Raw genomic sequence first — 21,830 nt, forward strand, 5'->3', positions numbered from 1 at the left:
CGTCACCTTAGGACCACCACCGCATCCGCGGAGGGCTCGGAAGCCTTGCACGCTGGTGCACTCGGCCGCACGTGAGCGGCCAGGGCGCGGCGCGCCACTCCGGCCACGCGGACGACCACCAGCCACACCCCGCACCCGACGGCGGTGCAGACCACCCACACGATCGCCGCCGGCACCCGGGGCTGCAGAGGCGGGAACACCGCGTAGTGCGTCAGGTAGATCGCGAGCGACGCGCTCGCCAGCAGGCTCAGCGGGCTGAGCAGGCGGCGCGGCACCGGCAGGCGGGTCAGCGACAGGAGCAGGACCACACCGGAGATCACGACGATCTCGCGGGACAGCTCCTCCATGCGGCCGGGAACCATGACGACCAGGACCACCACGACGAGGCACTTCTGCCACAACGCGGGTGAGCGTTGCGCCAGCCATCCGAGTGCGATGAACCACGCCGCACCGAACGTGGTCATGTTGCGCACGAAGAAGTCGCCGTCGACGGTGAACCTGAGCACGAGCCCCGAAGCGAGCAGCACCAGGGCGAAGAGGTACGCGTGGCGCTGTTCCCACCTCCGCACGGCAGGTATCGCGAACACCAAGACGCACAGCGCAAGCACGTGCACGACGACTTCGACGAACCAGTACCCGGCGGCGCCCACGCGGGTGAAGTTGTTGACGAGCAGCACGTTGTCCAGCGTCACGTCATCGGTGACCGCCATCCGGTAGACGAGCCACAGCGACGTCGGGACCGCGATGAACGCCGTGGCCCGCAGGATCCGCAGCGGGTGAGCGGGCAGCAGGAACCGGGCGATGTTCCAGCCCGCCACCACCAGCAGCAGGTGGGCGCCGCCGAGGAGCTTGAAGAGGCCGACGTGCGAGCCGACGACGAGCAGGATCGACAGCGCGCGCAGCACGATCGTGGTGTCGATCATCGGGACGCGGGGGTGGGTGGCGCGGAGCTGTTCGAGCTGCGACACCGGCATCGACGGCCACGATGCCGGCAGATCGCCCAGCAGGCGTTGCAGCTGGACGGTCATCTGCACGTAGCGCAGTGAGTCGCCGCCCAACGAGGTGAACGTCGCCTCGTCGGGCACCGAACGCGCACCCAGGACGGAGGAGAACACCTCGCGCACGGAGGTCCACTCGCGTTCGGGCGGTGGCGCGACGGCCCGGTAGTCGACCTTCCCGCTGGGCAGCAGGGGGATCGCGGTCACGGGGTGTGCCCGGACAGCGGTCGCGGGCAGGCCGGTGAGGGCGCGGACCAGGCGTGCCGCGCGATCGGCGTCACCCAGCACGGCCAGGACCAGGCCGTCGTCGTCACCGGTGCAGGCGACGCGGAGGCCGTCGTCGGCGAGCGAGCGCTCGACCCGGTCGAGGTCGACCCGCAGGCCGAACGGCTTGACGAACCTGCTCTTGCGGCCGGTCACCGAGAACACCCCGCCCGCCTCGGTCCCGAGATCACCGGTCCGCAGCTCGAACGTGGTGCGGCCGCGGGCCAGGTCGGCGGCGGAGTCCGCGTAGCCGAGCATGACGTTGGGGCCGCTGAAGACGAGTTCGCCGTCGTCGATCCGCAGCGCTCCACCGGGAACCGGCACGCCGATCGCGGCCGGGTGTGCGGCGGCGAGCTCCGGTGGCAGGTAGGCCATGCGCGCGGTCGCCTCGGTCTGGCCGTACATCACGTAGAACCGCCAGCCCCGCTCGGAGCCCAGCGAGGCGTAGCGGACGACGTCGGCCGGGGCGAGCCGGCCACCGGCCTGCGTGACGTACCGCAGGCTCGGCAGGTCGAGGTCGGCGAAACCGATGCCGTCGAGCAGCCCGAAGGTGTGCGGTACCCCGTGCAGGCTGGTCACGCCGTGTTCTCGCACCAGGTCCCAGAACTCCGGCTCGATCACCGACCGGCTCGTGAGCACCAGTGCGGCGCCGCGCGCCAGGTTGCTGTTCACGACCGACAGCCCGTAGCAGTAGTGCAGCGGCAGCGACGTGATGGCGCGGTCGGTGGGCCGGACGTCCAGGCACTCGGCGATCGAGGCGGCGTTCGCGGCGAGGTTGTCCGCGCTCAGGCGCACGAGTTTCGGCGATCCGGTCGTCCCGGACGTCGACAGCAGCAGCGCCAGTTCGGGGTGCAGCTCATGGGCCGTGCCGGTGCGCCTTTCGGTCCAGGCGCCCGAGATCACGACGTCCGGGTCGTACGTCGCGGTGAGGGCGGGGACCTGGGCGGTGGAGGCGAGCACGACGGGGTGCCCGCCCCGCAGCGCCGCCAGGTAGACCACGAGCGACTCGACGTCGTTCTCCGCGGCCAGCAGCACCAGCCTCCGGGTCGTGCCGAGCCGTTCGGCGGCGGCCGCCACCCGCCGGTCCAGCTCGCGGTAGCTGAGCGAACCGGTCTCCGCCACGAGCGCGAGCCGGTCGCCGTGGGCGGCGAGGTGGTGTGCGAAACCGAGGTCCGCCGTGGCCGTCATGGCGTGTTCCCGAAGAACAACGCCGGTCCGTTCACCGACACCGAGACGGAGTCGCCTGCCCGCACCGCGATCTCGCCCTGCACCCGCGATCGCACAGCGGTGCCGTCGGCGAGGCGCAGCAGAACTGTGGCGTCGTGGCCGTGGAACAGCACGTCGTCCACAGTGGACGCGATGCCGTGCGGCCCGAGGACCAGCTGTTCCGGGCGCAGCAGCACGGTGCCCCGGCCTTCCCCGGACGTCGGCAAACTGCCGAGCGGGGTGTCCACGTGGCCGGAGCTCGCGACACCGGGGAACGTCACGGCCTCGCCCACGAACAGCGCGACCCCGAGGTCGGCGGGCGAGGAGTAGATCGTCTGCGGCCGCCCGAGCTGGGCCACCGCGCCGTCGCGCAGCACCGCGACGAGATCAGCCATGCCCAGCGCCTCTTCCTGGTCGTGCGTCACGAGCAGAGCCGTCGCCCCGGCCGCCTTCAGGGTCGCGCGCACATCAGCGCGCAGTTCCTCACGCAGACCGGCGTCCAACGCCGAGAACGGCTCGTCGAGCAGCACGACGCCGGGCCGTGGCGCGAGAGCACGGGCGAGCGCGACGCGTTGTGCCTGCCCGCCGGAGAGTTCGGAGGGCATCCGGTGCCCGAACCCGCTCAACCCGACGAGGTCGAGCAGTTCCTCGACCCGTGCGGCACGCTCACCGCGCCGCAACCCGAACCCGACGTTCCCCGCGACGCTCAGGTGCGGGAACAACGCGCCCTCCTGCGGCACGATCCCGATGCCGCGGCGCTCCGGCGGCACGCCGGCGTCCAGCCGCCGCTCCCCCAGCCACACCTCACCCGAGGAGATCGGGTGGAAGCCGGCGAGCACGCGCAGCAGCGTCGTCTTGCCGCACCCGGACGGCCCGAGCACGGCGAGCAGACCGCCTTCCGGGACCTCGAGGTCGACCTCGCGCAGCACCGGGTCACCGCCGTATCCCGCGACCAGCCGCTTCACCGTCAAGCCGCTCACCGCTCACCTCCCAGGAACCTGTCCAGCACGAGCGCGGGAATCGCCGCCACCACCAGCAACACCGCCGCGTACGGCGCCGCCGCGGCATACGCGGCGACCTCGGTGCGCGTCCACAGCTCCGTCGCCAGGGTGTCCACCCCGGTCGGGCGCAGCAGCAAGGTCGCCGGCAGCTCCTTGGCACAGGTCAGGAACACCAGCGCGGTGCCCGCCAGCACCCCTGGCGCGGCCAGCGGCACGGTCACCCGCAGTCCCGTCCGCCAGCGCCCGTGCCCGAGCGAGCGCGAGACGTCCTCGAGGACCGGCGGCGCATGCGCGACACCGGTGCGCACGGCTCCCACGGCCAACGGCAGGAACAGCACGGCGTAGGCGAACGCGAGCATCGGCACCGTCTGGTAGAGCGCCGGTGCGAAGCGGATCCCGAAGAACACCAGCGCCAGTCCGACCGTGATGCCGGGCAGCGCGTGTCCCGCGAACCCGGCCAGCTCGACCCCCCGCACGAGCCGCCCTCGGTGCCGCGCGGCAAGAATCCCGACCGGCAGCGCGAACAGCAGCGTGAGCAGAGCACCGAACGCCGAGACTGCGATGGTGTTCCCGGTCGTCTTCACGACGTCGGCGACGGAGAACGTCGACGTTCCCGCCACCAGCCACCACACCAGGCTGGCCACCGGCACGCCGAGCGTCAGCAGCACCAGCACGACGGACCCGGCCAGCGCGGGCACGCGGGCCCGTCCCAGGGGCGCGGTCGGGGGGTTGCGGCGGCCTCGGTGCGCGACCACGCCGCGCGCTCGTCGTTCGCCGATGGTCAACGCGACCGCGAGCACCACCAGGACCAGGCCGAGGATCGCCGCGGGTGTGCGGTCGAACGTCGCCCGGTAGCTGGTGTAGATGCCGAGCGTGAACGCCTCGTACCTCATCAGCGACACCGCGCCGAAGTCGCTCAGCACGTACAGCGCGACCAGCAGCCCGCCGGCGAGGGCCGCCGGCCGGACCTGCCGTGCCGTCACGGAGAAGAACACCTGCGTGCTCGTGCGGCCCAGCGACCGCGCGACCTCCTCCACGGCGGGGTCGGCGGTGCGCAACGCGGCGGCCACCGGCAGCAGCACGTACGGGTACGACACCAGCGTCAGCACGACGAACGCCCCGCCGAACCCGGTGAGGCCCGGCGCCACGGAGATCCAGGTGAACCCACCGACGTAGGACGGCACGGCCAGCGGCAACACCAGCAGCACCCCGAACGCCCGCCGTCCGGGCAGGTCCGACCGGGCCACGAGCCACGCGCCGAGCACACCCAGGACGAGGCACGCGGCCGTCACCGCCACGGCGAGCGACAGGCTGCGCAGTGCGAGCTCGGCGGTCCGGGTCCTCGCGAGAACGTCCCACACGACCCCTCCGCCGCGTTCGAACGAACGCACGGCCAGGTACGCCAGCGGCAGCACGGCCACCGCGGCGACGAGGAGTGACAGCGTGGTCAGAACAGGCGCGGCCCGGTGGCCGGGCCTCAGGACAACCCCGCTTCCTGCAACAGCTTCACCGTCTCCTGCAGCGACGACAGCTTGGAGAGGTCGATGTCCGGCGGCTGGAGGTCCGTGATCGGCGGCAACCGGTGCTTGCCCGGCCGCACCGCCGGGTTGGCCGGGTACTCCGCGGTCTGGTCGGCGAAGTGCCGCTGCGCCTGCTCGGACAGCAGGAACCGCACGGCCTTCTGCGCCGCCTCGCTCTGGTTGGAGCCCTGGACGACCGCCGCCCCCGCCACGTTGACCAGGGCGAGCGGGTCACCACCTCCGACCCGGTGCAGCTTCGCCTTCATGTTGGCCTCGCCGCCCTTCTCCGTGGCGGAGGCGTACCAGTAGTAGTGGTTGATCAGTCCGAACGGGAGCTGACCTTCGTCGACGGCCTTGAGGATGCTGATGTTGTTGTCGAACCGCTTGGGTTCGTTGGCCGCGAACTTCTCCAGCCAGTCCTTGGCGAAGTCCTCGCCCTTGAGCACCCGCACGGAGGTCACGAACGCCTGCCACGACCCGTTGGTCGGCGCGTAGCCGACCTTGCCCTTCCACTTCGGGTCGACGACGTCCTCGATCGCCTGCGGCAGCTCACCTTCGCCGACCACGCGGGGGTCGTAGGCGATCACGCGGGCACGGGCGCTCGTCGCGACCCACCGCTTGTCCTTCGCCCGGTAGCTCTCCGGCACCATGCCGAGCACGTCCGCCGGCAGCTCGGCCAGCCTGCCCTGCTCCCCCACGGCCCCGAGCGCGCCGGCGTCCTGGGAGAAGAACACGTCCGCCTCGGTGCCCTGCCCTTCCTCCAGCAGCTGCGCGGCCATTTCACCGCTGCCGCCGTAGCGGACTTCCACATCGATTCCGACGGCTTCTTCCAGCTGCTCCAGCAGCGCGCCGACCAATTGTTCGTTGCGACCCGAATAAATGATCAGGTCGTTCGCGGAACTGCAGGCGGTCACCGTCGACGCCAGCAGCGCCGCCACCAGTGTCACGGTCCGTGCTCGACGCCTCACCAGCGGTCCTCCTCGGCCATCCCCAGGTCAACAGGGGCGCCGACAAGGTAAAGCTAACCTAAGGCGCCAATCAAGACGCAGTTGCCGTTACGTCGTGCGACGATGGACACATCACCTGTTCGGCTCCGCTCGTGCGTACCCGGAAGTGGTCGCGAGATGGCGTTCGAGTGCGTGAGGAATTTTCGTGACACTTCCAAACAATTGCCACACACCCTCTCCCAGCGCATCCTCGGCGGGCACCGAATAACGGGCTTCGTGCGGATGTGGGCGCGCCGCTCCTCACTCGTCGCCTGCACCTGGCACAGGTTGCTGCCGGGTCATCGTGCTCGTGCCGTCGCACAGGCCGCAGTGTTCGCACTCCATCTGAAGCAGCATTGAGCACCTCGTGCCCGACGGGCCTTTGTCATCACAACGGGCGAACTGCTGAGTTGCCCTCGATCACCAGTCTGCTTGCTGTGCTTCGAAGCTCCTGCCGGCAGCGGAGTGATGGGCCGGCGACATGCGGCACCCGTGCGCAGGGTGCTCGCCCGGCCACGGATGCAGTCACCCGTGGGAAGGTGATGGACGCAGGACGTAGTGTCACGCAGACATGCGGCTTGGAGGGGAGGCGTAATGGCGGAGCTCGGAGGTTCGTCGATCCGCCTGCAGGCTCTCAACGCCGTTACGGACTGGACTCTCAAGCAGCTTGACCTGGACAAGCTCCTGGAGGTCCTGCTGGAGCGCGCCCGTGAGCTGCTCGCGGTCGACACCGTCACCGTCCTGCTGGCGGACCGCAGCGGCACGCAGTTGGTCGCCAGGGCCACCTCGGGCTTGGAAGAGGAAGTGTTCCAGGGGGTGCGCGTCCCCGTCGGCAAGGGCTTCGCCGGCGGCGTGGCCCATCGCCGCGAGCCCGTGCAGATCGAGCACATCGACGAGTCGACGGTGGTCAACCCGTTGTTGTGGGAGCACGGCCTGCGGGTGCTGCTCGGTGTGCCGATGATCGCCGAGGGCGAACTGACCGGAGTCGTGCACGTCGGCAGCACCACGCCCCGCAGGTTCACCGACGAGGAGGTCGAGGCGCTGCAACTGGTGGCCGACCGTCTCGCGGTCGCCGTTTACATGGACCGCAGCCGATCCGAACGCGCCGCGGCCTCGATGCTGCAGGAGAGTCTGCTGCCGTCGAACCTACCGAGCCCCGAAGGCTGGGAACCGGCAGCCCGCTACGTCCCCGGCACGGACAGCGGCGTCGGTGGCGACTGGTACGACGTGTTCGAACTGCCCGGTGGACGCATCGGAGTGGTCATCGGCGATGTCGCCGGGAACGGGCTGCGGGCCGCCGTCGTGATGGGGCGGCTCAGGAGCGCGTTGCGCGCCTACGCGATGGACTACCCCGACCCCGCGGACGTGCTCGGCAAGCTCGACCGCAAGGCCAGTCACTTCGAGACCGGCACCATGGCCACCGTCGCCTACGCGGTCATCGACACGGCGACCCACCGCATGCGCATCGCCGTGGCCGGCCACCTGCCTCCGCTTCTCGCGGCACCGGGTGGCGAAGCCCGCTTCCTCCCCGTGCACATCGGTCCGCCCATCGGGTTCGACCTCGGGATCACGGGCCGCCGCAGCATCGACGTGGAAGTGCCGCCGGGAGCCCTGCTGGTCCTCTACACCGACGGTCTCGTCGAACGCCGCGGTGAAGACCTCGACATCGGCCTGGAACGACTGCGCCGTGCTGTCGCCCCGATCGGTCCGGAGGCGGCGTGCGTCCGGATCATGGCCACGATGGTCGGCGATCAACCGGCGACCGACGACATCGCACTGGTAGCGATCCACCACGGAGGCTGACGGTGCCGTAGTGCACCCGATGACGATCGGCGATGTGCTCGACTGCATCGGAGCGGATTCCCGCAGCGCGTTCGCTGCTGCACGCTCCGCAGCAAAGCGGGGAATGGCGGTGCTGACTGATGTGCATCGCTCCCACGACACCTGGGTACGAGATAGATCGCCCGTACATGTTCCACCCCTTCCGGAGGGATCCATGCCAGGCTCTGCCGAGGGGCGTCCGGAGTTCATCTTGAACGTCGACTTGACCGGGGGTGCGGCACCACCGCTGCGCGACCTGCGGCACTCGGTACGAAGAGCACTGTCCCATCTGCACGCTGACTGCGTGGGGGACGCCGAACTGCTCGTGACGGAGCTGATCAGCAACGCCTACGACCACGGCCGGCCGCCCATCAGCTTCCGCATGTGCGAGCTGCCCGGCTCGGCACTGCGCATCGACGTCGAAGACGGCGACCGGGCGAACCTCCCTCGCCTGGGGGTGTCACGGCTGGGCGGCGGACGAGGTCGAGGCTTGGTACTGGTGAAGGAGCTGTCCCGGAGGTGGGGATGCGTCGTCACCGCCACCAGCAAGATCGTGTGGGCGGAGATGAACTGCCGCGTGTTGAGCCCCGTGAGGCCCGCCTGATCCGGTCAGGCGGTGGAGTCACCGACGTGCCGGACGGGGATCAGGGTGTCCATGGCTGTCATGCGCAGCAGGCGGCTGAGGCGGTCCGGAACGGCGGCCAGCGCCAGGCTGCCGCCACCCGCTTGCGCCTGGTTCCACAGGGCGATGACGACACTCAGCCCCGAGGAGTCGCAGAAGTCCACTCCGGACATGTCCAGCAGCAGGTGCGGGAAACCCTCGGCGAGCAGAGACATTCCCTGGTCGCGCAGGAGGGGCGCCGTGACCGGGTCGAGCTCGCCGCTGATGGCGATCAGGGCGTGACCGGCACCGGTGTGCCGCACATCGAGGTGGAAAGCCTTCGTCATGGACGGTCAGTGCTCTCGATCAACGTCTGAGTCCGGTCGGACGCGATGATCGACACAGCGTCGGTGGACGACCCTGCGGCCGATGTGCCGGCGCTGGGGACACCGAGGGCCAGCAGAGCGACGTCGTCATCGGTGCCGTTGGGCAAGCCGGCGAGAAAGGCGACCGTGTCGGCCACGACGGCAGCCGGGGTGGAGGGGCCGGTGCGCGCCACGAGCATCGCGGCGACCCCTTCGGTGTCGAGCAACTGGCCGTCGGCGTCCCGGGCCTCGGTCAGGCCGTCGGTGTAGAGCAGCAAGGTCTGACCAGGCTCGAGGTCAACGGTGGTCTCGGCGAAGCGGGCCTCGGCCAGCGCACCGACCAGCATCGCTCCGGGCAGCTCGACCGGCCGCACCCGGCTGTCCTCATCGCTCTCGTGCTCTGCGGAGAGGTGGAACGCCGGAGGATGCCCACCGCCGGCCAGCCGCACGGTCGCGCCGTCATGGGTCGGGGTGAGGGTGCCGTGGAGAACGGTGCAGAACCGGATGCCTACGCTCGGGTCGCGGAGCAGGGCGGTGTTGAGGGCGCTGAGAACCGCGATGGGGTTGTCGGGGTTGTGGTGAGCAGCGGCGCGGAGGGTGTAGCGGCTCAGCGAGGTCAACGCCGCGGCCTCGACACCTTTGCCGCACACGTCGCCGAGGAAGAAACCCCACGTGGTGTCCGTCAGCGGGAAGACGTCGTAGAAGTCGCCGCCGAGCTGATCGGGGGAAGCGGTGTGGTAGTGACTGGCCAGCTCCAGGCCGGGCACTGCCGGCAGTGACGGCGGCAGCAGGGTCTGCTGCAGCACCGCCAGCGTCGCCGCCAGCCGTTCCCGGTCGGCCTCGGCCTGCAGGCGGGCTCGCTCTGCCGCGGCGTAGGCCCGTTCGGCGTCTTGCCGGCGGCGCAGTAGTTCCTCTTCGTAGGCGCGGCGGTCGGAGGCGTCGAACACCGTGGTGCGGATCAGCAGCTGCTCTCCCCCGGCACCGCGCTTGACCACCGACGAGACGAGCGCCGGCAGCCGCCGACCACCGGATACCTTCATCTCCAAGGCGATGCCACGCAGCTCGCCCTGCATGCGCAGCAACGGCTCGAAGTGCGTCTCGTGGTACAGCTTGCCGCCGACGGTGAGCAGATCGGCGAACCGCTTCCGGCCGACCACGGCCTCACGGGTCAGACCCAGCCAGTCCAGCAACGTGGCGTTGATCTTCGCGATGGTGCCGTCCATCATCGTGGACAGGTAGCCGCACGGCGCCGCGTCGTACAGGTCCTCGGCGCTGTCCTCCAGCAGCGCCGTGAACGCCGCGTCCGTGCTGCCGGTGTGGCCTGGATCCGTACCGCTCCTGGTGTGGGCGGGCTCCGGCGGGTCTTCGGCGGAGATCCCGTCCGCCCGGCACATCACGGGTGGGTCCCGAGGAAGTCCAAGATCGCCTCCGCGGTCGCCTCGGGTGCGCTCAGCTGCGGGCAGTGCCCGGTGGCGTCGAGGGTGACCAGGCGGGAGGACGGGATCGCGGCGTGGACGAAGGCACCGACCTCGCGAGGCGCGATCACGTCCTGGGCGCACTCGAGCACCAGCGTGGGCACCGTGACGTCGGCGAGGTCGGCACGGCTGTCGGACAGGAACGTGGTGCGGGCGAACACGCGGGCGATGTCGGGATCGGTGGCGCAGAAGCTGTTGGTGAGCTCCTGCCCGAGTTCCGGCCGCTCCGGATTGCCCATGATCACCGGCGCCATCGCCGAGGACCAGCCCAGGTAGTTCGACTCCAGCGAGGCCAGCAGTTCGTCGATGTCCTCGGCGGTGAACCCGCCGCGGTAGTCCGCGTGGTCGATGTAGCAGGGCGACGGCGCCACCATCACCAGCGACCCGATCCGCTGCGGAGCCATCCGCGCGGCCAGCACCCCGATCATGGCGCTGACCGAGTGACCGACCAGCACCGCCTGCTCGAGGTCCAGCTCCTCACAGATGTCGACGATGTCCTGCGCGTATCCGTCAAGCTGCGAGTACCGCTCTTCAGTCCACACGGACAGGTCCGAACCGCCCGACCCCACATAGTCGAACAACACCACCCGGTGTCGCCGCGCCAACGCGGGAACGATCAACCGCCACATGTTCTGGTCGCAGCCGAAACCGTGCGCCAGCAGCACAGTCTGCCCGTCGGCCGCGCCGGTGACCGTGACGTTGTTCCGGTGACGGATGTCCATGTGCTTCTCCCTCGGACCAGCTCAAGCTGATCACACTAGGCCTTGGCCACGCACGCGCGTGCACCGACCGGGCCGCCGCACAACGATGACAGTTCGTGTGACCCCGAGCAGAGCGATTCCAGCCTGGGACGGCGCCGGCTCCACTTACCGGCAGCATGAGGCCGACCGTTGCAGACAGAAGAGAGCCTGCTCCTCGATTGTCGCCGCCCTGGTCGTCCTTGTGACGTTCCGCAGGACCGGTGCGCCGCTCATGGCGGGCCAGCTCACATCCGCCGGTGTGCGCCCCGCCTTCTACGCCGCCGGCATCTGTGTGTTGTCCCAGATGCTGTGGACGCCGATCAGCGCCCTTCTCGATGCAGGCCCGGGAAGCCACGACTTCCCGGCGATCACGGTGTAGACCGCGACCGCAGGCCACGAACCAGGCGTTGATGGTGTCACCGGTGCCGTGGTGGATGACGCCGGGGACGGTGCCCGGCTCCCGTCCGTCGGTGCGAGTCAGGCCGCCGGACAGCGGCGGGACATGGGGAAGTACCCCCGTGGCTCGTCGCTCGAGGTGGGCCGACGATGAGCGTCCGCAGGACCATCATCATGGTGAACAGCGCGCAATCTGACGGCACAGCGGCGCCACGAATACAGCGGTGGGCACCTCGAGATGCTCGACCAGCTCGTCCTGGTGCGGTGTCCGCCGCAGATTCCGGCTCGGTCCTTTCGCGACTTTCGGAAGAGTCGGCGCAGTTGTGCCTTGCTGATGCCTCTCCGCACTTTCACCGTTTGACGGGCCACCGCCCATGCGTTCCTTCCACGGCGGGGTGTGGCCCGAACACGTTGCCCTGCGTGGCGGAGACCGTCTTCCTCGTCAGCGCCGCGAGGCGGAAGAGAGGCCCGGCGAGCAGGTCGTAAAGACCCGGCAGGAAACGGAATCCCGCGATGATGAAGGGGTTCGCGGGACCGACCGGCACGGAGACGTTCCGCCGCGGACGGTCGGCCAGGCGGACGATCGCGGCCGCCACTCGTTCGGGGCTCAGGACCGGAACCGGTGGCCGCGCCGCGTGACCGGTGTAGTTGGCGGCCTGGTCGTAGATCGGCGTGTTGATGCTGCCGGGACTCACGATGCACACGTGCACCCCCGGCTCGTCACGCGTCTCCTGCTGCAGAGTGCGCAGCAGGGCGCGCTGTCCCCACTTGGCGGTGGAGTAGGCGCCCATCTGCGGCACGGTGATCGAGCCGAGCAACGAGTTCACGCCGATGAACACGCCGCTGCGCTGGCGACGCAGAACCGGCAGGACCGCCTGTGCGAGGTGCAGCGTGCCGTGGACCGCGGTGTCCACGACCGAGGTGAACACATCCGGGGGCATCCCCTCCGCGGTCCCGTACCCCATCACCGTCGCACTGTGCACGACGACGTCGATCCGCCCGTGGCGGTCGATGGTCTTCCCGACGATCCGCCCCGCGCCGCCGGGATCACCGATGTCGTCGACGATGACGTCGACCGGCGCGACTCCCACCGCCCTGCAGGCCTTCTCCGCGGCGTCGAGCGCCTCACCACTGCGGGACACCAGGACCACGGCATCCCCGCGGAAGGAGAACGCCACCGCGGTGGCCAACCCGATCCCGCTGCTCGCCCCCACCACGAGCACCACCCGGCCGGTCATGGGCTCAGCACGACCTTGATGCAGCCGTCGCTCTTGGCGCGGAACATCTCGTACCCCCGCGCGGCCTCGGCGAGCGGGAGGCGGTGCGTGGTCAGGTCCAGGGTGCCGAGCGGGTCGGCCGGGTCCAGCACCAGCGGCAGGATCTCATCGGTCCACCGGCGCACGTGGGCCTGCCCCATCCGCAGCTGGATCCCGCGGTCGAACATCTCCATCATCGGCATCGGGTCCTGCTCGCCGCCGTACACGCCGGACACCGACACCGTGCCACCGCGTCGCACACCCTTCAGGGCGGCGTGCAGCGCGTCGAGGCGGTCCAGCGCGACCTTGTCGATCACCTTCTGGGCGATGCTGTCGGGAAGCAGCCCGGCGGCCTTCTGCGCCGCGGCGACCAGACCACCGCCGTGGGCCTCCATGCCGACGGCGTCGATGGTGGCGTCCGGCCCGCGTCCGTCCACCATGTCGATCAACGCCGCCGCCACCTCGTCGGAGCCGTCGAACTCGTCGAGGTTGACGGGTTCGGCCCCGTGGCGTTCGGCCAGCGCGAGGCGTTCGGGAACGCGGTCGACGCCGATGACGCGGCCGGCGCCGAGCCTCCTGGCGATCCGGACGGCGAACTGCCCGACCGGCCCGAGCCCGAGCACCGCGACGGTGCCGCCGGGCAGAACGTCGGCGTAGCGGACCGCCTGCCACGCGGTCGGCAGGATGTCCGACAGGAACAGGAACTGCTCGTCGGGCGTGCCGTCCGGAACGACGATCGGCCCGAACTGGGCCTGCGGCACGCGCAGGTACTCGGCCTGACCTCCGGGCACCGAGCCGTAGAGGGAGGTGTAGCCGAACAGGCTCGCGCCCTTGCCCTCGCCGCGCACCTGCGTCGTCTCGCACTGCGCGAACAGGTCGCGCTCACACATCCAGCAGTGACCGCACGAGATGTTGAACGGCACCACGACCCGGTCGCCCACGTTGAGGTGACCGCTCGCACCGGAACCGACCTCCTCCACGACGCCCATCGCCTCGTGGCCGAGCACGTCGCCCGGCTTCAGGTACGGCCCGAGCACCCCGTACAGGTGCAGGTCCGATCCGCAGATCGCGGTCGAGGTGACCCTGATGATGGCGTCGGTGGGCTCCTCGATCCGCGGATCAGGCACGTCCACGACCTGGACCTTCTCGTTGCCCTGCCACGTCAGCGCCTTCACGGCTGCGCCACCTCCCCCGCAGGCGTGGTGGGACTTGCGGGCGTGACCAGGATGCGCGGCACCGCACACACGGCTGCCGTCGAGCGGGTGATCCGAGGCATACGACTTCCCCTCATGGCTGCGTTCCGACAAGGCAGCAGTACCCTCAGAAATCGACTCAAAACCGTTTCACTCGACAGTGTGCAGTGGCGAGAGCCGTCCCGAGCGAGCCCGTTAGAGTGGTCCGCGTGGGCGTCTCCCTCTACTACACGGCTCGCCGCGCGACCCCGCTGACCGACGCCGAGTCCGCGGCGGTCAGCCAGGTCGTCAGCACCTACAACGAGAACGCGCCGTTCTCCGCGCAGGAAGAAGGGCTGTACCTCTACGACCGGCTGGAGCCGGGAACGGTGCTCGACGGGTCGACCAAGATGCCCGCCGCGGACGACCGGGCGATCCCGTCGCTGGTGCACTGGCTGTCCGCGGTGACCGCGCTGCGCAATGTGGTGCCGGACGCGGACTGGACCCTCACCCTCGACGACTACGAGATCGAGTGGGACGGCCACACCGGCTACCACCTGCCCGGCCTCACCGACTGATTTCCTGGAGCGGGTTCAAGCAGAAGGTGGACACCGCGCGGCGTCGGTTGCTCGCGCGTGGGGACAGCACGTCCACCACAGCCGTGGTTACGAAGGGCTCGCACCAGCACATGGATGGTGGCCGCCGCAACGCGCGAGAAACGCCTCAAGGTTCCAGACGTTGGAAGCAGGGCTAGCTCTCCGACCACCGGCTCCCGCACAGTCAGGAAGTGCGTGCGGGCCGGTCAAGGCGTGCACGTAGCTTCCTGCCGAGGTCAGCGCTGCGCGGAGCCGTCGTCAAGCGCATGTACGAAGGGATCGTGATGGTGGCCGAACCTGCCCGCCTCGACTACCTCGAGCTGGTCCGCGATGCCCTCGCGCACGCGCTCGACCTCGATCGCGACACCACCGACATGGGTCTGGAGGTGCCGTTGACCGGCATGCCGAACATGAGTTCGCTGGCGATGTTGCGGGGCATGATGTTCATCGAGAGCAAGCTCCGCATCGAACTGGAGGACGACCAGCTGGTCGACGCGAGGACCATCGGCGATCTCGCGAAGATGATCGAGCGGCAGCACGTGGAAGCGGCCGCATGAGCACCGAGATCGTCCGATCGCGTCGATTTGCCGGGGTGCGGACGCGTAGTCGATCAGCTCATTTCCCACCAACCACCGGTCGCGTTCACCAGCCGGCGGTTCGCGGCTGAGCCGATGGAGATCGCGGGCCGGTCCGTCGCGGCGGGTGAGGCGGTCATGGTGCTGTTGCCCGCCGCCAACCGCACCGCACACGTGTCGTTCGGCCGCATGGAGCTCACCGGGAGCAAATCGTGAAGGTTGCAGGTGCCATCACCATCGCAGGCACCGCGCTCTGGTTGCCCGAGAAGGTCTATTCAGCTGCTGAAGCGCAAGAAGCGGCCGTGGTGACCAAGGCGGACTCGGAGGGCGAAGGCATCAGCGCGCTGCCGATCGCCGACCTCTTCCCACCGGGAATGGCTTGTCTCGCCGCGACCGAGGCGCTGACCAAAGCACGCGTGGTGGCGAAGGACCTGGCGCTGCTCGTGCACGCCTGGGTGTACCACCAGGGACCACAGACATGGACACCACCACACCGCGTGGCGCGTGAACTCGGCGCGAGTGATTGCGTCGCGCTCGGTGTGCGACAGATGTCCAACGGTGGCGCCATGGCCGTGCAGATGGCGGTGACCCACCTGCTCACCGAGCGGCGCGCCGAGGCCGCGCTTGTGACCACCGCGGACTCCTTCGCCGGACTGCCGTACGACAGGTGGCTCTCCGCACCACCACTCGGCGACGGCGCCACCGCCGTCGTCTTCACTCGTGGACCGGGCCCACAGGTGATCGAGTCGATCGCGTCGGTGGGTGATCCCGAACTGGAGCTCGCGTACCCCACCTCCGACCCGTTCGAAGCCGGCACCGATCGCACCAGGACGCCGCCCACCCGGACGGCGCTACGCGGGTTCAGCCGCGGCGTGCGCCGAGCGGCCGAGGAAGCGCTGGAGGACGCCGGGCTGCGTCCATCGGACATATCGTCCGTGCTGTTGCCCAGGCTCGGCCGGACTCTGGTGACCCATCTGGCCGGGAGGGCGCTGCCCGATGATCTGGCCGCGAAGGTCGTGCTCACCGGGCGGAACACCGGTCACCTCGGCGCCGGTGACCTGCCCGCGAACCTCGCCGAGCACCCGGCTCCCGCCGACGGTGAGCACCACCTGCACGTCAGCGTCGGGGCGGGGTTCACCGCGACCTGCCTGATCACCCGTGGCACCCGGAGCTGAGCAGAACCGACGATTCCGTCTCAAGCAGTTCGGGCAACGGCTGTGTCGTCACAGTGGCACGACCGAACTGTCAGCCCCGGCACCGCGGCACACCGGAAACGGTCTGCCGGGCTCGTAGCGGCGCCGGCCGGCCAGCGGAAGAGCACGGAGTTCTCATGCCACAGCACGAGGAGCTCCGCGTTCTTCGCAGCCTCAGTGCGCTACCGCGAAGGCTGTCGACACCTCGGCGCCGTAGCGGCCTGTGTCGAGCGACCACATCAAGAAGCCGTTGACCCATTGGCGCAATCCCTGCGCACACCGCTCGACGGCCTGCCGCGTCCCGGCGGGGAGATCTTCCCCGGCCAACATCGCAGGTACTGCCGCCTCGGCCAGGTCGAAGTCCGCTATGCGCCCTCGGATCCGCACCGCGACGTCTTCCATCGCCTCCGTCCGGTTGAGCGAGGCGGCGTGCTGCACGACGAGCACGAGGTTGCTCACCTCGCCTCGGACCTCCTCCTTGCTGAGCGACAACATGTCGTTCTGCCAGGCTCCGACGTCGGTCGCGCCGTCCAGCAGCATCTGGTACTCGGTCGAGCGGTGCACGGCTTCCGGCAGGTCGGCGCGCTCGACCAGCTCGAGCAGGTCGCAGAAGAGGTACATTCCCGCGTTCAGCCTGCGGGTGCTGATGAAATCGTCCACGCCGGGCAGGTTGTCCCGCTGGTAGTAGGTCTCCCGGCGGAACCCGGCCAGCAGCTTGGCGATGTGGTCGACGATGCGGGTCCGCATCCTCGACGAGGTGCGGGCGAAGGTGCGGGCGCACAGATCCCTTGTGGCACGTACGAGCGGATCGGGCTCCACCTCCGGCATCGTGCCGTCGACGGCGGCGCTGATGCGGCGCGCGAACGACTGCCATTGGGTCCCGCCGTGGTGGAGGTGGTGCGCGTGGCGGTCGTCCAACGCGAAGATCCAGACCAGCCACTCGGTGCAGAGCAGCAGGTCGTCGATCGACGCCTCCGAAAACGTGTACGCCGCACACCGGCCGTAGCCCATCCGCACGATCGCTCGTTCCGAGGCCTCACCCTCGATCAAGCGCATCTGCTTTGCCCAGCTGACTGCGTGCTGCTCGGCCGTGTCGACGCCAGGGTTGACCACAGGCGGCCATGGGTGCTGGAAGGTCGGGATCGGCGTTTTCGGAAGCGCGAATCCAGTCATCTCACACCTGTGCCGTTCGCTCGGAAGTGTCGTTTCTGCTGGTGCTGTCGCGCGCCGCCACGCGCAGCCGCAACATGCGCGGCTTCATCACGGCGGACAACACGGGCCGCAAGTCCCGGTCGGGCGTGGATGTCACACGCCAGCGGGCGAGCACGGAAGCCAGCACGATGATCGCCTCCGCCATGGCGAAGTTGTCCCCGATGCACTTGCGAGGTCCGCCGCCGAACGGGATGTAGGTGTCGTTCCGCGTGGTCGAGGCCCCGTCCCACCGGCTGGGGTCGAACCGCTCCGGGTCGACGTGCAGATCTTCGCGGTGATGCAGCAGGTGATGGCTGTAGACCACGGTGGTGCCGGCCGGAATGTGATAGCCACCGAGTTCGACGTCGGTGCGCGTGATCCGGGTGAAGATCCAGCTGGGCGATCGCAGCCGCAACGTTTCGATGATGACCTGTTCGGTCAGCTCCAACTCCGGCAGGTGCTCGTACCGAACCGGTCCGGCGCCGACGACACGGTCTACCTCTTCCTGCACCCGGCGCTGGATGTCCGGCTGAGTGACCAGCTCGTTGAGTGCCCACGCCAAGGTGCTCGCGACCGTTTCCGAGCCGGTGATGAAGAACGTCACCGCCTGGTCGGCGATCTCGACGTCGCTGAATCGGCTGTCGTCGACGTCCTGGGACTGCAACAGCAAGGACAACAGGTCGTCGACGTCGTCTCCGCTCCTGCGGCGAGCCTCGACCACGGCACGCGCCATCCCGCGAAGCCGGGCAATCGCCTCGTAGTGGCGGCGCTTTCCCCTGGTGGGCAACCGGTCGAACAACGGCGGGCTGAACATGCGCCGCCCCACGCCGTTCACCACGTGACGGATGTCGGCGACCGCCTGATCCACCACGCCGGGGAGCAACGCGTCGGAGAACATGGTGACCAGCATCACCCTGGTGCTGATCTGCATCATCTCGGGGAGCACGTCGATCGCCTGGCCGTCGCGCCACCCGCCGACCACCGCATCCGCTTGGTCCACCATCACCTCTGCGTAGCCGGGCAACCGGCTCTGGTGGAACGCGGGTTGCACAAGGCGACGCTGGCGACGGTGGTGGTCGTAGGGGCAGGTAGCGACACCGTCGCCCACCACCTCGCGGGCGCGCTCGTTCAAGAACCCGCCCTTGTCGAAAACCTTGTCGTTGCGCAGCACTTGAGTGGTCAGGCTTGGATCGCACACCACGACGACGTCGGTGAGACCCGCCCGCAGACGCACCACGTCGCCGTATTGCACCAATGATGACAACGTGGATAGCGGTTTCCTGACAAGTTGTGCCAGGTGCCCGAGCACAGGTAGCGGATGGGGCGCCACAGGGATGGATTCAAATGCTTTGACCATGTCGCTCCACACGAATAGGACCAAGTTGTCGGATCAACGGACCGGATCGAGACGTAGCAGTAAGCCAACGGCGGACGTTCAACCAAGCGGAAGGAGTTCAACGCCTCCGTGGGCGACTTGGTACTCGATTGATAGCCGGTCGCACACCGAGGAAGAAGAGCAAGTTCCGCGACCCGGAACAACGCGACCACAGAACTTGCGCAGCATCTCGCGACTGAACGGGCAGTCCGGCAAGAAACTCGAGCCGCGGCGGTATGCGGCTGCGCAGGGCGACCTCAACGGCTCTGTCGACGCCAGCGGCTACCGGTTCCGCCTGCTCTGCCTGACAAGGGTCCGGCCTTGCACGCGTACAGCGTTGACGTGGTGCGGCTACAGCGCCGAGATGTCAGGCCTTCGGCTCGATGTCAGCGTTGTTCCGAGGTCCCCGAGGCGAGCTGGTCCGCGATGTCGCAGGGTATCTGCAGGCCTCTGTCGCGGAGGTCGTCGATCAGCTGCGTGGTGAGAGGGTCCTGGGGGCCGGTGGTGAGGGTGACCAGGTGGCGTGTCCAGCGGGGGTCGAAGGGGCGGACCGCGCCGGTGAAGCCCGCGGTGATCGCGCTGACAGGCACCACTGAGACGCCCAGGCCCGCTGCCGCCAGCTGAGGTGCGTGCGTTGTCACGGCGGTGCGTGCCACCACCGACCCCCTCACACTGAAGCCGAGGCGGCTCTCGATCCACGGGCCGAGATTGTTCTCCGCGGTGAACTGCACGAATGACTGGTCGCGCAGGTCGTCCTGCCGGATGGCGCGCCGCGAGGCCAGTGGATGTCGAGCGGGCAGCGCCACCACGATTTCCTCTTCGGCGACCGTGGTCTTGTCGAAGTTCGTGTTGCCGAGGTCGGGAATCAGCAGCAGGTCGGCCTCGCCGGACTCCAGCGCGGCGAAGGCGGACTGCGGGTCCGTGCTTTCGCGGAACGCGATGGTCACGTCGGGACGTTCGGCGTTCCAGCGGGTCAGCACCGGCGCCAGCATCGCCACCGTGAGACTTTGCGCGCACACCACACGAACGGTGCCTCCGACGCCCTCACCTGCCGCGCGGGCGAGGCGGATCGCGTCGTCGGCGGCGGCCACGGCCCGGCGGGCCTCCGGCAGCGCGGCGCGTCCGGCGGCCGTGAGACGGACTCCGCGGCGGTCGCGGATCAGCAGCGCGGTGCGGGCTTCCCGTTCCAGGGCGACCAGTTGGTGCGAGATCGCCGGCTGCGAGAGGTGCAGGTGCTGCGCCGCGCGCGTCACCGAGCCCAGGTCAGCGGTCGCGACCAGGCACTCCAGCGCACGCAGAGTTGGCATAGATCGAATTTATCACTGACCCAGATTATATCGATCCTGTGCCGGGAAACGTTGCGGCATCCTGTTCGTTGCACCTGACGTGTCATCAGCATTCGTCCCGTCGGGTCCGGCTTCAGCGGCGGCGCATTGATTCGCCGCCTCGCCGTCAAGCGCCCAGGCGCTCACCACCGCCCGAGGAAGCCGGTGACTCAATGATCAGCATTGTCGGTTGCGGCACCGCGCGCAGTTTCGCCGATCCCGTGACATTTCCCGGTACTTCCACCGCCGAAGAGATCGCGAAGGTCCCGCCTGCGAGCACTCGTGCAGTCATCGCAGTAGAGCAGTCGATGATCGGAAAATCCTGGCCAGTACGTCAGAAGGGTCTGAAGTTTTGCGACCGCCGCTTGTTGGGTCAGGTGGCGCGGCTCACTGTCTTTTGGGACACGAAGTCGGTGTCAGCCACCACCGCAGCCGGAGGCCTCGATGCGACGTGACCGCCTGACGAGCGCCGCCGTCGGTTCCCCGCGCTTCAGGTCGTCGTCAGCAAACCGGTCGCCCATGCCGCCGGACGACCGGTGGCGGCAGGCGGGCCCCTTCCCTGTCGGGCCAGGGAGGACTTCACACCTTCCGCGGGCTCGACCAGGCCCGCGGAAGATCGATGTCGCCTGACTGAAACGACCCGCCCGTTCGATCACCGGCCACCACAGCGGTCGAAGACGCGACCAAACGGACAAACTCATGTGCTCAACGGAAATCACCTCCGTGTCGACCGCCCCGCGAACAACACTGCCCGTCACGACCGAGGACATCGCCCACTTCCAGACCGTCCGTCCGCACCTCTTCCAGATCGCCTACCGGATGCTCGGCCGAGTCGCGGACGCCGAGGACGTCGTGCAGGAAGCATGGCTCCGTTGGCAGGGCACCGACCGCGCACTGGTCCGCGACCGGAACGCCTACCTCGTGAGGATCACGACGCGGCTCACGCTCAACCTGCTGGACTCGGCACGCGCACGTCGGGAGATCCCGGTCGACAGCCAGTTTCCCGAACAGCTCGTCGCCTCCGACGTTCCGGTGCCCGCGGCGGAGGATCCCGCGGTCGTCTCCGAACGGGCAGCGGATCTCGAGCCCGCCATCTCGCTCCTGCTCCAGCGGTTGTCCCCGATGGAACGTGCCGTCTTCGTGCTGAGGGAGGCCTTCGAATACCCCTTCCGCGACATCGCCGAAGCGCTGCGGACGAACGAGGCCCACGCGCGTCAACTCGGGCGGCGTGCTCGCGAACGCATGTGCGTGCAACAACAGCACAAGACCGCTGGCCGGCTTGCCGACGAGAGGTTGCTGACCGCCTTCCTGCACGCTGCCCAAGCGGGTGCGATGGCGCAGATCGAACAAGTGCTCACAGATGACACCCTTGTGCATACGAGGGAGCGCCGGAGGCCGCTCGCCACCCACCGTGCTCGTCATCGCAGGAGGACGAACGACAACCCGAAAAGTTCTGAAGGATGACCGCGGCGTGCACCTCTGTTCTCCACATCGGCCGGCGGTCGGCTGCCCGGTGAGCACTTGTGGGGCCTCGTTTCACCCCACGCCGCGGAGTCGCCGCCGAGTCCCATGATCATGTGACCCCGCAACGTCCGGGAACAGTTGCCGGCTTCCGGTCTGCCGACGTTTGCGGTGCGTGGCATGTGGTTCGCACGCTGACGCCCTGTTGCGCCGGCCGTCCACGGTGGCCCCACACGAGTCACCCGAACCCTGCCAGGGCACAAGTCCGTGCGGCCCTTCAACGCGACTTCGTCCGACGATGCGACGAAGAGAG

At 69.0% G+C, this 21,830-nt stretch carries 19 protein-coding genes; 7 read left to right on the plus strand and 12 right to left on the minus strand.

Annotated elements, in window-relative coordinates:
- Positions 1–2 precede the first annotated feature (2 nt).
- Genes BLQ91_RS32235 through BLQ91_RS32250 form a run of 4 tightly spaced genes read right to left on the minus strand, consistent with a single transcriptional unit; the run spans position 3 to position 5,957 of the window.
- Positions 3–2,450 (minus strand): non-ribosomal peptide synthetase, encoded by a 2,448-nt coding sequence (locus BLQ91_RS32235; RefSeq protein ID WP_090103006.1) that lies wholly within the window; start codon positions 2,448–2,450, stop codon positions 3–5.
- Positions 2,447–3,448 (minus strand): ABC transporter ATP-binding protein, encoded by a 1,002-nt coding sequence (locus BLQ91_RS32240; RefSeq protein WP_090103007.1) that lies wholly within the window; start codon positions 3,446–3,448, stop codon positions 2,447–2,449. The genes BLQ91_RS32235 and BLQ91_RS32240 overlap by 4 nt, the downstream gene beginning before the upstream one ends.
- Entirely contained in the window at positions 3,445–4,890 is a 1,446-nt protein-coding gene (locus BLQ91_RS32245) for an ABC transporter permease (protein WP_245733974.1), read from the minus strand. The genes BLQ91_RS32240 and BLQ91_RS32245 overlap by 4 nt, the downstream gene beginning before the upstream one ends.
- Before the next feature lie 56 nt (positions 4,891–4,946).
- Positions 4,947–5,957, minus strand: a complete 1,011-nt coding sequence (locus BLQ91_RS32250; protein WP_245733976.1) for an iron ABC transporter substrate-binding protein — start codon at positions 5,955–5,957, stop codon at positions 4,947–4,949.
- A 612-nt stretch (positions 5,958–6,569) separates the two neighbouring features.
- On the opposite strand from BLQ91_RS32250, the gene BLQ91_RS32255 reads away from it, so the two are divergent.
- Complete coding sequence (locus BLQ91_RS32255) at positions 6,570–7,778, plus strand: PP2C family protein-serine/threonine phosphatase (RefSeq protein WP_090103012.1); 1,209 nt, start codon at positions 6,570–6,572, stop codon at positions 7,776–7,778.
- Between the two features lie 229 nt (positions 7,779–8,007).
- Complete coding sequence (locus tag BLQ91_RS40620; protein WP_176960063.1) at positions 8,008–8,400, plus strand: ATP-binding protein; 393 nt, start codon at positions 8,008–8,010, stop codon at positions 8,398–8,400.
- Positions 8,401–8,405: 5 nt separating this feature from the next.
- Here the strand turns inward: BLQ91_RS40620 and BLQ91_RS32265 are convergent, their stop codons facing one another.
- The 5 genes from BLQ91_RS32265 to BLQ91_RS32290 form a co-directional block, all read right to left on the minus strand.
- Positions 8,406–8,744 (minus strand): STAS domain-containing protein, encoded by a 339-nt coding sequence (locus BLQ91_RS32265; protein WP_090103016.1) that lies wholly within the window; start codon positions 8,742–8,744, stop codon positions 8,406–8,408.
- On the minus strand, positions 8,741–10,156 hold the full coding sequence (locus tag BLQ91_RS32270; RefSeq protein WP_090103018.1) for a PP2C family protein-serine/threonine phosphatase: 1,416 nt from the start codon (positions 10,154–10,156) through the stop codon (positions 8,741–8,743). The genes BLQ91_RS32265 and BLQ91_RS32270 overlap by 4 nt, the downstream gene beginning before the upstream one ends.
- On the minus strand, positions 10,156–10,959 hold the full coding sequence (locus BLQ91_RS32275) for an alpha/beta fold hydrolase (RefSeq protein ID WP_090103020.1): 804 nt from the start codon (positions 10,957–10,959) through the stop codon (positions 10,156–10,158). The genes BLQ91_RS32270 and BLQ91_RS32275 overlap by 1 nt, the downstream gene beginning before the upstream one ends.
- 764 nt (positions 10,960–11,723) lie before the next feature.
- A complete protein-coding gene (locus BLQ91_RS32285) occupies positions 11,724–12,611 on the minus strand; it encodes an SDR family NAD(P)-dependent oxidoreductase (protein ID WP_090103024.1) in 888 nt (295 codons plus the stop codon).
- Entirely contained in the window at positions 12,608–13,804 is a 1,197-nt protein-coding gene (locus BLQ91_RS32290; RefSeq protein ID WP_090103026.1) for a zinc-dependent alcohol dehydrogenase, read from the minus strand. Before BLQ91_RS32290 ends, BLQ91_RS32285 begins: the two co-directional genes overlap by 4 nt.
- 227 nt (positions 13,805–14,031) lie before the next feature.
- Here BLQ91_RS32290 and BLQ91_RS32295 point away from each other — a divergent pair, with 227 nt between their 5' ends.
- The 3 genes from BLQ91_RS32295 to BLQ91_RS32305 all read left to right on the plus strand — a co-directional run bounded on the left by BLQ91_RS32295 (position 14,032) and on the right by BLQ91_RS32305 (position 16,147).
- Positions 14,032–14,379 (plus strand): hypothetical protein, encoded by a 348-nt coding sequence (locus BLQ91_RS32295; RefSeq protein ID WP_090103109.1) that lies wholly within the window; start codon positions 14,032–14,034, stop codon positions 14,377–14,379.
- 209 nt (positions 14,380–14,588) lie between these two features.
- Complete coding sequence (locus BLQ91_RS32300) at positions 14,589–14,954, plus strand: acyl carrier protein (protein ID WP_176960064.1); 366 nt, start codon at positions 14,589–14,591, stop codon at positions 14,952–14,954.
- A gap of 230 nt (positions 14,955–15,184) precedes the next feature.
- Entirely contained in the window at positions 15,185–16,147 is a 963-nt protein-coding gene (locus tag BLQ91_RS32305; protein ID WP_090103029.1) for a ketoacyl-ACP synthase III family protein, read from the plus strand.
- A 192-nt stretch (positions 16,148–16,339) separates the two neighbouring features.
- Here BLQ91_RS32305 and BLQ91_RS32310 read toward each other — a convergent pair whose 3' ends face one another.
- From BLQ91_RS32310 to BLQ91_RS32320, 3 genes are all read right to left on the minus strand, one after another.
- Positions 16,340–17,215, minus strand: a complete 876-nt coding sequence (locus tag BLQ91_RS32310) for a terpene synthase family protein (protein WP_143022912.1) — start codon at positions 17,213–17,215, stop codon at positions 16,340–16,342.
- A 124-nt stretch (positions 17,216–17,339) separates the two neighbouring features.
- Positions 17,340–18,713 (minus strand): cytochrome P450, encoded by a 1,374-nt coding sequence (locus BLQ91_RS32315; protein ID WP_143022913.1) that lies wholly within the window; start codon positions 18,711–18,713, stop codon positions 17,340–17,342.
- A gap of 404 nt (positions 18,714–19,117) precedes the next feature.
- Positions 19,118–20,038 carry a LysR family transcriptional regulator gene (locus BLQ91_RS32320; protein WP_090103035.1) on the minus strand — a complete coding sequence of 307 codons (921 nt, stop codon included), beginning with the start codon at positions 20,036–20,038 and terminating at the stop codon, positions 19,118–19,120.
- 191 nt (positions 20,039–20,229) lie between these two features.
- Here BLQ91_RS32320 and BLQ91_RS40625 point away from each other — a divergent pair, with 191 nt between their 5' ends.
- Entirely contained in the window at positions 20,230–20,511 is a 282-nt protein-coding gene (locus BLQ91_RS40625; protein WP_143022914.1) for a hypothetical protein, read from the plus strand.
- 244 nt (positions 20,512–20,755) lie between these two features.
- Entirely contained in the window at positions 20,756–21,520 is a 765-nt protein-coding gene (locus tag BLQ91_RS32325) for a sigma-70 family RNA polymerase sigma factor (RefSeq protein WP_090103037.1), read from the plus strand.
- Positions 21,521–21,830 lie beyond the last annotated feature (310 nt).

Origin of the sequence: Lentzea jiangxiensis (assembly GCF_900104175.1) — a bacterium.
In the GTDB taxonomy this organism is placed as follows: Bacteria; Actinomycetota; Actinomycetes; order Mycobacteriales; family Pseudonocardiaceae; genus Lentzea; species Lentzea jiangxiensis.